Raw genomic sequence first — 13,533 nt, forward strand, 5'->3', positions numbered from 1 at the left:
ATTATGAATAGCCCCCTTTATCAATTTTAAGTAGTAAGGGTTAATTACGCTGATTCTTGCTTCAACAAACGGACACTTTCATCAAATTCTTTTTCAATTTCATCGTTTTTCTTATGAGTAGCCAAGCTGACGATAACAGAAACGATAAAGTTAAGGACGAAGCCTGGAACGATTTCATAAAGGGTGTCCCCAAGGCCAACATTTTTCCATATGATTACGGTAACGGCACCAACGATCATTCCAAAGAGGGCACCCCAGTTGTTCATTTTTTTCCAGAATAAACTTAAAAGAATGATTGGACCGAAAGAAGCTCCAAATCCTGCCCAGGCATAAGCAACAAGGCTTAAAATTGTACTATTTTGCTTGAAGGCAAGAGCGGAAGCAACAACAGCGACAATTAGCACTGCCATTCTTCCTAAGAATACAAGTTCTTTATCCTTAGCGCCTTTACGGACAACAACCTTATATAAGTCCTCAATTAGCGCACTAGAGGTAACGATTAATTGTGAAGAAATCGTACTCATAACAGCGGCAAGAATTGCGGCTAAAGCAAATCCTGCAAATAATGGATGGAAGAAGATCTGGCTCAATGAAATAAATACAGCTTCTGGATTATCCAGTTTATGTGCAGCATTATGATAGAAATAAGCTTTACCAATTAAACCAGTGAAGATTGTCCCGATTAATGTGATAATCATCCAGCTCATCCCAATACGGCGGGCGCTTTTTGTTTCTTTAACCGTACTAATTGCCATAAAGCGCACAATAATATGCGGCTGGCCAAAGTATCCGAGGCCCCAAGCCATTGCAGAAATGATTCCAACGAATGTTGTACCTTTGAACCAATCGAGTAATGTTGGGTCAATATGGCGGATGGTTTCAAACGTTTCCGCCGGTCCTCCTGTTTTAAAAATGCCAAGAAGTGGAACGAATAATAAGGCAAGAAGCATCATTAATCCTTGAATAAAGTCTGTATAACTTACGGCAAGGAAGCCGCCGAATAAAGTGTAGGCAACAACAACGCCGGCAACGATATAAAGACCCGTATGGTAGCTAGTCCCAAAAGAGCTTTGGAAAAAGACAGCACCGGAAACCATCCCAGATGATACATAAAAAGTAAAGAAAATAAGAATAACAATACCAGAAACAATCCGGAGTAATTTTGTGTTGTCTTTAAAACGGTTTTCTAAGAAGCTTGGAATGGTGATGGAATCATTTGCGACTTGTGTGTATGAGCGCAGGCGTGGTGCAACGAGTTTCCAGTTTAGGTAAGCACCAATGGTTAGCCCGATAGCAATCCATGCGCTTGCAAGACCGGTAACATAGATACCGCCAGGCAGACCCATTAGTAACCAGCCGCTCATATCTGCAGCGCCGGCACTTAAAGCGGTTACTGCTGGTCCTAAAGAACGGCCGCCAAGCATATAATCTGTCAAGTTGCTGGTTTTTCGATAGGCATACCAACCGATTAACAGCATCCCAGCTAAGTAAATCCCTATTGAGATCAATTGTAACGTTTCATGGTTCATACATTTTCCCCCTTGTTTTTAACATCTACTCCGCTTTCGAATGGAGAGACATTTGATTTTGTTCTTCTGGTAATAAATCTATTGATTTTTTATTTTTGCTGACAAAGAAAGAACCGATTACACTTAGAGCGATGAGGGTCGTTAAAAAGAATTGTGAACGTAGTGAATCAATAAATGCCATCGCGATAAAAAGAACAATGATTGCAAGAATAGTAGCGTATGTCAAATAAGGAAATAACCACATTTTTATTTTCAGTGCTTCAGGGTTCTCTTTTTCATATTTTCTTCTCATACGCAGGTGTGAGAAGGCGATTACTAGATAAACAAGAAGCGCAACTCCTCCGGAAGCATTGACTAAGAAAAGAAATATTTTATCAGGAGAAAGGTAATTAAATCCTACGCTAATATAGGAGATCGCGGTACAGCCCAAGATGGCTTGAAGCGGTACGCCCTTTTTGTTGATCTTTAAAAACATTCGGGGTGCGTCTCCGTTTTGTGCCATCGTAAGCAACATACGCGAGCTCGAGTAAAGACCAGAATTCAAACAGGAAAGTACAGCAGTCAACACAATAAAATTCATGATTTGAGCTGCAGCAGGTATTTTTAAAATCTCAAGTACGGAAACAAAAGGATTTTTCAGCAGGGTATGAGAATCCCATGGGAGAATCGTAACCAGCACTAAAATTGAACCCAGATAAAAAATGAGAATCCGATAAATAACGCTGTTTGTTGCAACAGTAATAGCCTTTTCAGGATTTTTTGTTTCTCCTGCAGCGGTTGCGACAATTTCACTTCCCATAAAAGAAAACATAACAAGAGTAATTCCCAAAAATATAGAACTAATTCCATTCGGTAAGAATCCGCCTCGATGTAGAAGGTTTGAAGTTCCGGGGGATTCGACCCCTGGTATAAGTCCGAATATAATAGCCCCGCCAAGAATCAAAAATAAAGCAATACTCACTACTTTGATAAGAGAAAACCAGTACTCAAACTCACCAAACGATTTAACAGAGTACATATTTGTCAACGTTAATAAAAAGGTAAGCAAAAGGCTAAGCGACCAAGAAGGCAAAGAAGGAAACCAGTATTGGATAATATTTGCACCTGCAATCGATTCAACTGCAATGACGATTACCCAGAAGAACCAGTATAGCCACCCAATTGTGTAGCCAGCCCATTGGCCAAGCGCTTCCCGGGCATAGGTAGCAAAAGAACCACTTGATGGATTGACTATGGACATTTCTCCCAGCATCCGCATCACCAAAACCACAAGCAGCCCTGCGAATGCATAGGAGAAGATGGAGGCTGGTCCAGCCATATTAATTAAGGATCCACTTCCAATAAACAATCCAGCCCCAATAATTCCCCCCAGAGAAATCATTGTAATATGCCGAATTTTTAACCCTTTCTGTAACTCTGTTTGTTGATGATGCATTAATCATCCTCCTTAATTAACCGATTATCCAAAAATAATTGAAAGGTGTTCAATTTCTTTATCGCAGAAAAGGCAAATGAAAACCCTTCCAAATTCTAATTAAAATACCCTATAAATCAATTTGATATTTCAGAGAATTATAAATTTATAGTCTTTTATATGAACACATTTTATACATTGTTGTCCAAGGTTGTCAATCTGTAAATTATCCAATACATTTTTGTTAACTTTTAATTATAAAATTGAATACTTTTTTAATTTAAAAGTGATTTTATGGTGTGAATTTAGATGGAGAGTTTTCATTTTATACAATTATGTTTAAAAAACTATTTCGATTTAAACAAAATTGTATAAAATAAATTAATTTATACAATTTTCGTAAAAAGTAATATACAAATGTGTAAAAAGGTGTTTATAATATATTTGTGTTAAATGTGAATATTAAATATATTAAAAATCTTGTAATAAGGGAGAGAATCAAATGATTACAGATTATCAAAATACGATTGCACCCTATAAACATGAACCGTTTACGGATTTCACAATAAAAGAAAACAAGCAAGCGTTTGAAGATGCATTGATGTTCGTCCAATCACAATTAGGCGGTGAGTATCCGCTTGTCATCGGAGGAGAACGTATTAGAACGGATAAAAAAACAATATCGGTAAATCCAAGTAATAAGGAAGAAGTCATTGGAACGGTTTCAAAAGCGAATCAAGAGTTGGCTGAAAAAGCAATGCAAGCCGCCCTTTCAACGTTTGAAACATGGAAAAACCATGATCCAGAAGAACGGGCAAACATCTTATTCCGTGCAGCAGGAATCCTTCGCCGTCGTAAACATGAATTTTCAGCCTACCTTGTTAAGGAAGCCGGGAAGCCTTGGAGAGAAGCGGATGCAGATACAGCGGAAGCGATAGATTTTCTTGAATTCTATGCCCGTCAGATGGTGCAATTAAAAGATGGGGTACCAGTTAACAGCCGGGACGGAGAAATTAACAAGTTTCATTACATACCACTTGGTGTAGGTATAATCATTTCACCGTTTAACTTCCCATTAGCGATTATGGCAGGAACAGTGACGGCAGCGATTGTAGCAGGAAACACTGTACTTCTTAAACCATCTGCTAATACACCTGTTGTCGCAGCAAAATTTGTTGAGGTCATGGAAGAAGCTGGTTTGCCTCAAGGGGTGCTGAACTTTGTTCCTGGAGATAGTTCTGAAATGGGGGATTACCTTATTGATCACCCGAAAACCCGCTTCATCTCGTTTACAGGTTCTCGTGAAGTTGGCTGCAGAATTTATGAGCGTGCTGCAAAAGTACAGCCAGACCAAATTTGGATAAAGCGTGTGATTGCAGAAATGGGTGGAAAAGATACAGTTGTTGTGGATAAAGATGCTGATTTGGATCTTGCAGCTTCTTCGATTGTGTATTCGGCTTTTGGATTCTCTGGACAAAAGTGTTCAGCGGGCTCCCGAGCGGTTGTACATCAGGATGTTTATGATGAGGTGCTGGAAAAGGCAGTGGCATTAACCAACACGCTAACCGTCGGAAACCCGGAAGATGTCAATTCCTATATGGGCCCTGTGATCAGCCAGTCTTCTTATAACAAAATCATGAAATATATCGGAATTGGTAAGGAAGAAGGCAGATTAATGACAGGAGGAGAAGGGGACGACTCCAAAGGGTACTTTATTCAGCCAACCGTTATTGCAGATATGCACGAAAAAGCACGTCTGATGCAGGAAGAAATCTTTGGACCGGTTCTTGCTATTTGCAAGGCGAGAGATTTCGACCATATGATGGAAATTGCAAATAATACTGATTACGGCCTAACTGGTGCATTAATCACGAACAATCGTGAACATATTGAGCGGGCAAAACGTGAATTCCATGTAGGAAATCTTTATTTCAATCGCGGCTGTACGGGAGCGATTGTCGGTTATCAGCCATTTGGCGGATTTAATATGTCAGGAACGGACTCAAAGGCAGGAGGCCCTGATTATCTGATCCTTCACATGCAGGCAAAAACAACGAGCGAAACACTTTAAGAAGGGTTCAGCCCTTAGAGTCATTTAACCTGGAGGGAATATTCCATGTGGATCATTACTTCTTATTCAAAGAACAATATTCAAATGTTTGAGTTTGACACTGAAAAAGAAGCAGATGAGGCTTTAGGGAAAATTCAAGGTTATAAAATCCTTTCAAATATTGTTTATTTTAATGATTCTTATTTAGTTGAATCCTACTAAAATAACAAATAATAAAAGTATAATTTGTTGAAAGTGATACCCTAATATATAACAACAAGAAGGAGTAATGGAGATGTTAAAAGATATTTTTATAGGATTATCCCAAAACCAATTTCTTAATAGCGCGGCTAAAAAGTATGGATTGAAACTAGGGGCACAAAGTGTTGTTGCAGGTACAAATATTGAAGAAACGATTAAAAGCATTAAAGAGCTTAACGCAAATGGAATCTCTTGCACGGTCGATAACTTGGGAGAGTTTGTCTTTAAAAAGGAAGAGGCGATCGCCGCTAGAGACCAAATTTTAAAGGTAATCGAAGCGATTCATAAGAATAACGTAGATGCACATATCTCTTTAAAACCAACACAATTAGGATTAGATATTGATTACAACTTCTGCTTGGAAAATCTTAAAGAAATCGTTCATCAGGCTAGCAATTATGGCATTTTTGTTAATTTTGATATGGAGGATTATGGACATCTACAGCCTTCTTTTGATATTTTAGAAGAATTATCATTGGAATATGATAATGTTGGAACGGTCATTCAGGCCTATTTCTTTAATGCACAAGAAAATCTTGAAAAATATAAAAATTATCGTCTTCGTATTGTAAAAGGTGCATATAAAGAACCGGAACAATATGCTTATCAGGATAAGAAAGAGATCGATAAAAACTTTATTAAGCTAATTGAATGGCATTTATTAAATGGAAAATTCACATCCATTGCGACACATGACCATAAAATCATTAACCATGTGAAACAATTTGTTAAAAAGAATGATATTCCGAATGAAAATTTTGAATTCCAAATGCTTTATGGTTTTAGAAAAGACCTTCAGCTAAAATTAGCAAATGAAGGCTACAATTTCTGTACCTATGTGCCTTTCGGTAAAGACTGGTACGGTTACTTCATGCGCCGTCTTGCTGAAAGACCGCAAAACTTAAATCTTGTTGCTAAACAAGTATTTAACAAAAAAACCAACACAATGGTTGGCTTAGCCGCAGGAGCATTTTTTATGGGTAGATTGACTGTGGGTAATAAAAAAAGGAAATAAATACTTTGTTCCGTTTTTGGCGCTTTTCTGAATACAGAAAGCGTCTTTTTTTTGCTTGGATTTCTCCGCTTATAAGACATCTAAAACAAATAATGACCGATGCGGGAACATCGGCCATGGAATTGGGAATATCTCTTGTTTTTAACCTTACCTTAGTTAAGCTCATACTCTTTAATCTTATTATAAAGTGTTCCCCTTGAGATACCGAGTAATTTGGCAGCTGCACTCTTGTTTCCATAAGTTTTCCGTAAAGCTTCCTCAATGATCAATGCCTCTTCTTTTATAGGTGCATGTTCCTTTAGTGATGTTTCGTTTTGGCTTGGAACCTTGCTGTTATCTCCAGAATAAGTGTCAACTATATTTTTGGGAAGATGATGAAGTGTAATTATATTTTCATCATTAAGAATAATAAAGCGTTCAATGACATTGCGGAGCTCGCGGATATTTCCTGGCCAATCATAGTTCATCAAAAGGGTCATTACCTTAGGCGTAATTTCTGGAATGGGTTTCTTATACTTAGAACTAAATTCATGTATAAATTGTTGAACAAGTTTAATAATATCCTCTGTTCTTTTACGCAAAGGAGGGATATCAATGTTAATTACAGTTAAACGATAATAAAGGGTTTCGTTAAATTCCCCATCCTTTGCCATGGACTCTAATGGTTGAGAAGTAGAAGCAATAATCCTTGTGTTTGTTGTAATTAATTCAGATCCACCCACTCGATAAAAGGATTGATGTTCCACGTAATTTAGGAATTTTTCTTGAATATCTAATGGCATTTTGTCAACTTCTTCAAGAAACAAAGTTCCATTACATGCTTGTTCGATTTTTCCGGCTTGTCCGACCTTTCGATCGGATGTAAAAACTCCTTCCTGGTATCCGAATAATTCAGCCTCTAAAAGGCCTGAAGGAATCGTTGAACAATTGACAGTTACAAAAGGTCCAGTGTTTTTTGAACCGCCATAATGGATCGCATGGGCCAGCATCTCTTTTCCCGTACCAGGTTCACCGGTTAACAGAACGGGAATATCAGCAGAGGCAACTTTTTGTGCAATTTGCAATGCTTGTTGAATTTCTGAACTAACTCCAATGATTGAATCAAAAGGCTTTTCTTGATCAATTAGCGAAGGAAGCGACGAGTCAAGTTCCTCGTTTAATCGAACGAATCCAGTGATATCGCGCTCGATCGCAATACCCCCAATAATGGTATTATCCTTTATAATAGGAGAAGCATTTATCAGTACGTGAGTATCGTTATTCGGGCGATGATAGGCGCCGCGAACAGTCCGTCCCTCATTTAATATATGGTGTAATATAAGGGATTCCGCTTTAAAATGTTCTCCAATCTTTTGCCCAAGGATATTCTCTCGCTTAATTTTATATGTCCTCTCAGCTACAGAATTCCAACAAATAACAGTTCCTTCCTGATCTACAGCTGTGACTGCATCATTAATTGTTTCGGCCAATGTATAAAAGTAAGAAGAGAGTTTCTTATTTTCCCCTTCAAGTTGCTGAAACCATTGGTTAGCAGTCACAACCCCGATAATATCTCCCTTATCTTTATCTTTAATAAGAACTGGCCGTCTCCAATCTGTTGTTGATGTAGAAAGTTCATTGATAGTAGAAACTTTAGAAGGGAGCCAATTTACCTTTTCAATCCAGTTGATTACAGGAAGCGAATCCTCATCTATTGCTATAAGGTTGTATTCACTATTTGAGATTCCGTAGTAGGTTTCACCGGAAACAAAAACAAAATCATGCTCTAAAAGTTCGTTTTTTATATGTATCAAAGATGTATGCGGCTCAACTAAAGTAAAGGAGTTATTTAATTGCATCTGCCCAATATTGAACATAATAAACCCCTTTCATTATGTGCTTTTTTTAAATGTATCATGTTTTCTACAGTATTATCTACTAAAAGTATCATAAAACAAATGTGTTTAAATTAAAAAGGTACAGTCTAGAACCATTACCATCTTTCATTTATTATTGTGCTAAAGTGTTATCGTGCTAAAATTCAGAAAATTTCATTGACAGTAAGGGCTTGCTTCACATAAAATAATTATCATAGGAATAGGAATATTTATATTTTTAAAAGGAGAATGAGACAAATGAGACGGTTTATACATCCAATAATAAAAATTAAATATTCTATTATGATTATTAAAGAGGCTGGACTCCTAAACTAAGTGAAAAGGAATCCAGCCTCTTTCTTTATTATACTAAAGTGGTAGAGGAGAGATAATAAATGATTACATTAACTGGCCAAGGTTTAACGTTAAAGGAAATGAAAGAAGTATTATATGGTGGTCAAAAGGTCCAAGCATCAGATAAAAGCATGGAAGCAGTAAAAAAGAGCAGGGAAGCAGTAGATCGAATCGTTTCAGAAGGAAGAGTGATCTACGGGATTACAACTGGATTCGGTAAATTTAGTGATGTGTTCATCGATCAGAACGATGTTCAAGACCTTCAGTTGAACTTGATCCGTTCTCATGCATGCGGTGTCGGCGAACCATTCCCTGTGGATGTAGCAAAAGCAATGGTACTTCTTCGTGCCAATGCACTTTTAAAGGGTTTTTCTGGCGTACGTCCAGTGGTAATTGAAACATTATTAAAGCTTGTGAATCATGATATTGTACCTGTTATTCCGCAGCAAGGTTCACTTGGCGCAAGTGGAGATTTAGCACCACTTTCCCACCTAGCCTTAGCACTTGTTGGTGAGGGAGAGGTATTTTACCAAGGAAATCGTATGGATTCTTTAACAGCGTTCCAAATCGAAGGAATTCAGCCGATTACATTAGAGGCAAAAGAAGGATTAGGAATTATCAATGGAACACAGGCGATGACAGCAATGGGCGTTGTCGGCTACTTAGAAGCAGAACAGCTTGCGTTTGAAAGTGAGCTTATTTCTTCAATGACGATTGAAGGTTTAACTGGAATTATCGATGCATTTGACGAAGACATTCATGTTGCCCGCGGTTACCAGCAGCAAATCGATACAGCAGCAAGAATCCGCAGCTATTTAAGTGACAGCTTGCTGACTACCCAACAAGGCGAGCTTCGAGTGCAGGATGCTTATTCACTTCGTTGTATCCCACAGGTTCATGGAGCTTCATGGCAGGCACTTGATTATGTAAAAGAAAAATTAGAAATTGAAATGAATGCAGCAACAGATAATCCATTAATTTTTGATGATGGTGATAAGGTTATCTCTGGCGGTAACTTCCATGGTCAGCCAATTGCGTTTGCCATGGACTTTATGAAAATTGCCGTTGCGGAAATGGCTAATATTTCAGAACGACGCATTGAACGGTTAATCAATCCACAATTAAATGATCTGCCGCCTTTCTTAAGCCCAGAGCCAGGTCTACAATCTGGTGCGATGATTATGCAATATGTGGCAGCAGCGCTTGTTTCTGAAAATAAAACATTGGCACACCCTGCAAGTGTCGATTCCATTCCATCTTCTGCAAACCAAGAGGATCATGTAAGTATGGGAACCATTGGCTCAAGACACGCTCATCAAATTATTCAAAATGCAAGAAGAGTTCTTGCGATTGAATTGATTTGTGCCATGCAGGCTGTAGAATACCGTGGTGTGGATAAAATGGCTACACAAACAAGAAGACTTTACGAAAAGGGAAGAGAAATTGTTCCTTCTATTACAAAGGACCGTATTTTCTCGAAGGATATTGAAAGAGCAGCAGAAGGCCTCAAAACAATGGATTTTGCTGAATTAACACAATCAGTAGTATTGTAATATGAAAAAGCGTGAGGTGTCCCTCACGCTTTTTATTCTTCCTCTTCGACTCTATTTTTGAATGCCTCCTGGGTGACGATTAGTTCTTCATCTTCAATGACTTCTCTAGTATGTTTTGCGGTCAGGCTATTTTTTGGAAAATCACCTGGGTGGTTTTTCTTTTTATGATTAAAATGTTCTCCGCGTGCCAAACTCAACACTCCTTTCGTTTACGCTTGTAGCATTCCCCCAATGAAGATAAAAAATTACATTTTGGCTGATAGGCATATAAATGGATAGTTGATATACTTTACATAGTAGGTATGGTAAAAGGAGGCTATAACATGGATCTATTTCATATTGTCTCAGAAGAACGGATAAAAAAAGCATATGAGGATGGAGAGTTTGAAAATCTCCCTGGGATGGGCAAGCCGCTTCCGCTCGATGACCTCGCAGGAGTTCCTGAGGAATTGCGCATGGCTTATAAACTGTTAAAAAATGCTGGGTATACCGAGGAAGAAAGCCATTTGCGCAGGGAACTGACGACAATTGAGGATTTAATGAAAAAATGTGATGACCCGAGGGAGCGGGAAGGTCTTAGAAAAAAGCTAAATGAAAAACTTTTACGATTCAATCAAATGATGTCCAAACGAGGCGTTAAAACGAATTCCTCTTTTTTCAAAAACTATGAACATAAGGTGCACAATAAGTTGAAATAACCCCTTTCAGAGGCGCTGGAAGGACAAATTACTAAAAAGTATGGGTAAAAGTGTCCTTCCTGAGCAGCTAGAAAGACATAATCACGGAAGAAACTGTAGAAAGTGTCTTTCTAGAGCAGCTAGAAAGACATAATCACGGAAGAAACTGTAGAAAGTGTCTTTCCAGAGCAACTAGAAAGACAAAATCACGGAAGAAACGCGAGAAAGTGTCTTTCTAGAGCAGTTAGAAAGACAAAATCACGGAAGAAACGCGAGAAAGTGTCCTTCCAGAGCAGCTAGAAAGACAAAATCACGGAAGAAACGCGAGAAAGTGTCTTTCTAGAGCAGTTAGAAAGACAAAATCACGGAAGAAACGCGAGAAAGTGTCTTTCCAGAGCAGCTAGAAAGACAAAATCACGGAAGAAACGCGAGAAAGTGTCTTTCCAGAGCAGCTAGAAAGACAAAATCACGGAAGAAACGCGAGAAAGTGTCTTTCTAGAGCAGTTAGAAAGACAAAATCAAGAAGAAACCCTAGAAAGTGTCCTTCCAACCTCCTATTTAGACGAAACTAACTAAAATCCGACAAATACTCCCTCACAATTTCAATAAATGTCTTTAAGGCTTTTGTTTGATAGGCGGACTGAGTAATCATCGAAAAATTCCGTTTGAAAGGCAGACCCTCAATATGAATGATCCGGATGTAGCTATGAACAACCTCTTTCTCAATAGCCCAGCGTGACAATAGGCTGATCCCCAGACCTGCCTCAACGGACTCTTTTATCACCTGAGTACTTCCAAATTCCATAATTTTTTTTGGCGTAAAGTTATGTAAGCGAAAAAAGTTTTCCGCAGCTTCCCTTGTACCGGAACCTTCCTCTCTTAAAATCCATGTTTCATCCACCAAATCAGAAATTCGTTTTTCACCAAGTTTCGATAAAAGATGATGAGTGGGCGAAGCAACAACCACCATTTTATCTTCCGAAATGACTTCTGAACTTAAATGATCATCCTTCAAAATACCCTCGATTATTCCTATATCCAATTGATGCATTCTTACGAGCTCGATCACTTCCTTTGTATTTTGAATCTTGATTGATGGACGAATCAAGGGATATTGCCACTGCATTCTCGATATAATATGCGGCAGAATATATTCACCAAATGTATAGCTCGCACCAATTGAAATCTGCCCGCTTGCCTTATTGGTCAGATCATCGACTAATGATTGCATTTTTGTGTGAAGTGCCAAAATTTCTTTTGCATGATGATAAACAATTTCCCCTGCCTTATTGAGGCGCACATATTTATTACTCCTTTCAAGCAGTCTAGCGCCGACCGATTCTTCTAAAGTCCTGATATATTGACTGACCGCAGGCTGTGTCATATGCAGATCTTCTGCAGCTTTCGAAAAATTCTCCTTTTCCACAACCTTTATAAACACCTCTAAATGTTGATCCATCCGATTACCCCCGCGTCGGTTCCTTATGTATATAAATTTACTTATCATACCTATTATATATCTTTATTTTCCTTATACATGAACCAGGAGTATTCTAAAATTAGAAATTAAATGAGGTGATAAATATGGGGAACCTAAATGCTAAAGCATTATCTGTCACTGAACAGGCCGATCTTCAGCAAAAAAATCTGGAACCTAAGCCTTCCGGCGGTTTATGGTTAGGTGGAATCGCCTTTACGATTGTTGTTGCAGAGCTTGGCTATGCTTTATCAAAAGTCCCTGGTTTTGATCATGTTGGCCCGCTGGCTTGTGCAATCGTTATTGCGGTATTCTACCGGCAATTTTTCGGATATCCAGAAAAACTGCGCGCCGGTATTCAATTTTCCGCGAAACGTTTTTTGCGCTTTGCCATCATTTTGTACGGCTTAAAACTAAATATTGATATTGTACTGCATCAAGGGCTTGGACTACTTGCACGCGATGTGGGTGTTATTGCTTTTGCTATAGTATTAACCGTTTGGCTCGGAAAATTATTGAAAGCAGAATCAACTCTTTCTCTTCTCTTGGGAGTTGGTACTGGAGTATGCGGGGCAGCAGCCATTGCAGCCGTTTCACCTATTATCAAAGCAAAGGATGAAGATACCGCGATAGGAGTAGGGATTATTGCATTAGTTGGAACGATATTTTCCATCGTTTATACCATCCTAAGACCTTTTCTTCCATTATCGGCGATTGAATATGGAATTTGGAGCGGTACCAGCCTACATGAAATTGCCCATGTCGCTTTGGCAGGAGCTCCTGCTGGTCCTGATGGCTTAGCGATTGCCCTACTGGCGAAATTAGGCAGGGTACTGCTGCTAGTTCCATTATCTTTTATACTTATGTATTGGATGAAACGGAAAAATACTTCGAATCCAGGAGATACAAAAATTGAATTTCCATGGTTTTTAATTGGTTTTATTTTAATGAGTTTGCTTGGAAGCTATGTCTTCGGTAAGTCGATTCCAGTTTCAAAAACAGCGTTAGACGGGGTCGCAACGGCTACTACTTTTATTTTGACTTCTGCCATGGTCGGTCTCGGTTTAAATGTTAGCCTGCGGGATCTCCGAACAAAAGCAGCCCGCCCGCTAATTGCAATGCTGATTACGTCTGTGGTACTTTCAATCGTTACCTTTTTTATCTCGTAAAAAGCTGGCTTTGGTGAAATCTATTGACTAGACTTCATTCATCGCCAGCTTTTTGTTCTGGATTACCAGGTTTGCACATATGGTCAAGGAGAAAACCAAAGAACACAATAAAACCAATGGGAATAGAGTAATTCAATATATGAAGAATAGTCATATTTTCCTATACCACCCATATTTT

The 13,533-nt window shown here is 38.6% G+C and carries 11 protein-coding genes; 6 read left to right on the top strand and 5 right to left on the bottom strand.

What is annotated here, in order from left to right; genetic code table 11:
- Positions 1-44: 44 nt before the first annotated feature.
- Positions 45-1,529: a sodium/proline symporter PutP gene (gene putP / locus RCG21_RS06380; RefSeq protein WP_308912995.1), complete on the bottom strand. Its 1,485-nt coding sequence runs from the start codon at positions 1,527-1,529 to the stop codon at positions 45-47.
- A 25-nt stretch (positions 1,530-1,554) separates the two neighbouring features.
- The gene (locus RCG21_RS06385) at positions 1,555-2,964 is read right to left on the bottom strand and encodes an amino acid permease (RefSeq protein WP_133340463.1); all 1,410 of its coding nucleotides are present in this window, start codon (positions 2,962-2,964) and stop codon (positions 1,555-1,557) included.
- Positions 2,965-3,445: 481 nt separating this feature from the next.
- On the opposite strand from RCG21_RS06385, the gene pruA reads away from it, so the two are divergent.
- The 3 genes from pruA to RCG21_RS06400 all read left to right on the top strand — a co-directional run bounded on the left by pruA (position 3,446) and on the right by RCG21_RS06400 (position 6,269).
- Positions 3,446-5,014, top strand: a complete 1,569-nt coding sequence (gene pruA / locus RCG21_RS06390) for an L-glutamate gamma-semialdehyde dehydrogenase (protein WP_308912996.1) — start codon at positions 3,446-3,448, stop codon at positions 5,012-5,014.
- A gap of 45 nt (positions 5,015-5,059) precedes the next feature.
- Positions 5,060-5,215, top strand: coding sequence for a hypothetical protein (locus RCG21_RS06395; protein WP_308912997.1), 156 nt, complete (start codon positions 5,060-5,062; stop codon positions 5,213-5,215).
- A gap of 73 nt (positions 5,216-5,288) precedes the next feature.
- On the top strand, positions 5,289-6,269 hold the full coding sequence (locus tag RCG21_RS06400) for a proline dehydrogenase family protein (protein WP_308912998.1): 981 nt from the start codon (positions 5,289-5,291) through the stop codon (positions 6,267-6,269).
- 152 nt (positions 6,270-6,421) lie between these two features.
- On the opposite strand, the gene RCG21_RS06405 is transcribed toward RCG21_RS06400, so the two are convergent.
- A complete protein-coding gene (locus RCG21_RS06405; protein ID WP_133340457.1) occupies positions 6,422-8,125 on the bottom strand; it encodes a sigma-54 interaction domain-containing protein in 1,704 nt (567 codons plus the stop codon).
- A gap of 395 nt (positions 8,126-8,520) precedes the next feature.
- Between RCG21_RS06405 and hutH the strand changes: the two genes are divergently transcribed.
- Positions 8,521-10,032 (top strand): histidine ammonia-lyase, encoded by a 1,512-nt coding sequence (gene hutH, locus RCG21_RS06410; protein WP_308912999.1) that lies wholly within the window; start codon positions 8,521-8,523, stop codon positions 10,030-10,032.
- 32 nt (positions 10,033-10,064) lie between these two features.
- Here hutH and RCG21_RS06415 read toward each other — a convergent pair whose 3' ends face one another.
- Positions 10,065-10,223: a hypothetical protein gene (locus RCG21_RS06415; protein WP_165976330.1), complete on the bottom strand. Its 159-nt coding sequence runs from the start codon at positions 10,221-10,223 to the stop codon at positions 10,065-10,067.
- A gap of 132 nt (positions 10,224-10,355) precedes the next feature.
- On the opposite strand from RCG21_RS06415, the gene RCG21_RS06420 reads away from it, so the two are divergent.
- Entirely contained in the window at positions 10,356-10,730 is a 375-nt protein-coding gene (locus RCG21_RS06420) for a DnaJ family domain-containing protein (protein ID WP_133337613.1), read from the top strand.
- Positions 10,731-11,277: 547 nt separating this feature from the next.
- Here RCG21_RS06420 and RCG21_RS06425 read toward each other — a convergent pair.
- Positions 11,278-12,168, bottom strand: a complete 891-nt coding sequence (locus RCG21_RS06425) for a LysR family transcriptional regulator (protein ID WP_133337611.1) — start codon at positions 12,166-12,168, stop codon at positions 11,278-11,280.
- Positions 12,169-12,293: 125 nt separating this feature from the next.
- Between RCG21_RS06425 and RCG21_RS06430 the strand changes: the two genes are divergently transcribed.
- The gene (locus RCG21_RS06430) at positions 12,294-13,355 is read left to right on the top strand and encodes a YeiH family protein (protein ID WP_308913000.1); all 1,062 of its coding nucleotides are present in this window, start codon (positions 12,294-12,296) and stop codon (positions 13,353-13,355) included.
- Positions 13,356-13,533 lie beyond the last annotated feature (178 nt).

Source organism: Bacillus salipaludis (genome assembly GCF_030938565.1).
Lineage (GTDB): Bacteria > Bacillota > Bacilli > Bacillales > Cytobacillaceae > Neobacillus > Neobacillus salipaludis_A.

Bases quoted from the DNA above. Each gene is read 5' to 3' on its own strand.
- RCG21_RS06425 (WP_133337611.1), bottom strand. From the start codon at position 12,168: ATGGATCAACATTTAGAGGTGTTTATAAAGGTTGTGGAAAAGGAGAAT.
- pruA (WP_308912996.1), top strand. From the start codon at position 3,446: ATGATTACAGATTATCAAAATACGATTGCACCCTATAAACATGAACCG.
- RCG21_RS06400 (WP_308912998.1), top strand. From the start codon at position 5,289: ATGTTAAAAGATATTTTTATAGGATTATCCCAAAACCAATTTCTTAAT.
- RCG21_RS06430 (WP_308913000.1), top strand. From the start codon at position 12,294: ATGGGGAACCTAAATGCTAAAGCATTATCTGTCACTGAACAGGCCGAT.
- hutH (WP_308912999.1), top strand. From the start codon at position 8,521: ATGATTACATTAACTGGCCAAGGTTTAACGTTAAAGGAAATGAAAGAA.
- RCG21_RS06405 (WP_133340457.1), bottom strand. From the start codon at position 8,125: ATGTTCAATATTGGGCAGATGCAATTAAATAACTCCTTTACTTTAGTT.
- RCG21_RS06395 (WP_308912997.1), top strand. From the start codon at position 5,060: ATGTGGATCATTACTTCTTATTCAAAGAACAATATTCAAATGTTTGAG.
- putP (WP_308912995.1), bottom strand. From the start codon at position 1,529: ATGAACCATGAAACGTTACAATTGATCTCAATAGGGATTTACTTAGCT.
- RCG21_RS06420 (WP_133337613.1), top strand. From the start codon at position 10,356: ATGGATCTATTTCATATTGTCTCAGAAGAACGGATAAAAAAAGCATAT.
- RCG21_RS06385 (WP_133340463.1), bottom strand. From the start codon at position 2,964: ATGCATCATCAACAAACAGAGTTACAGAAAGGGTTAAAAATTCGGCAT.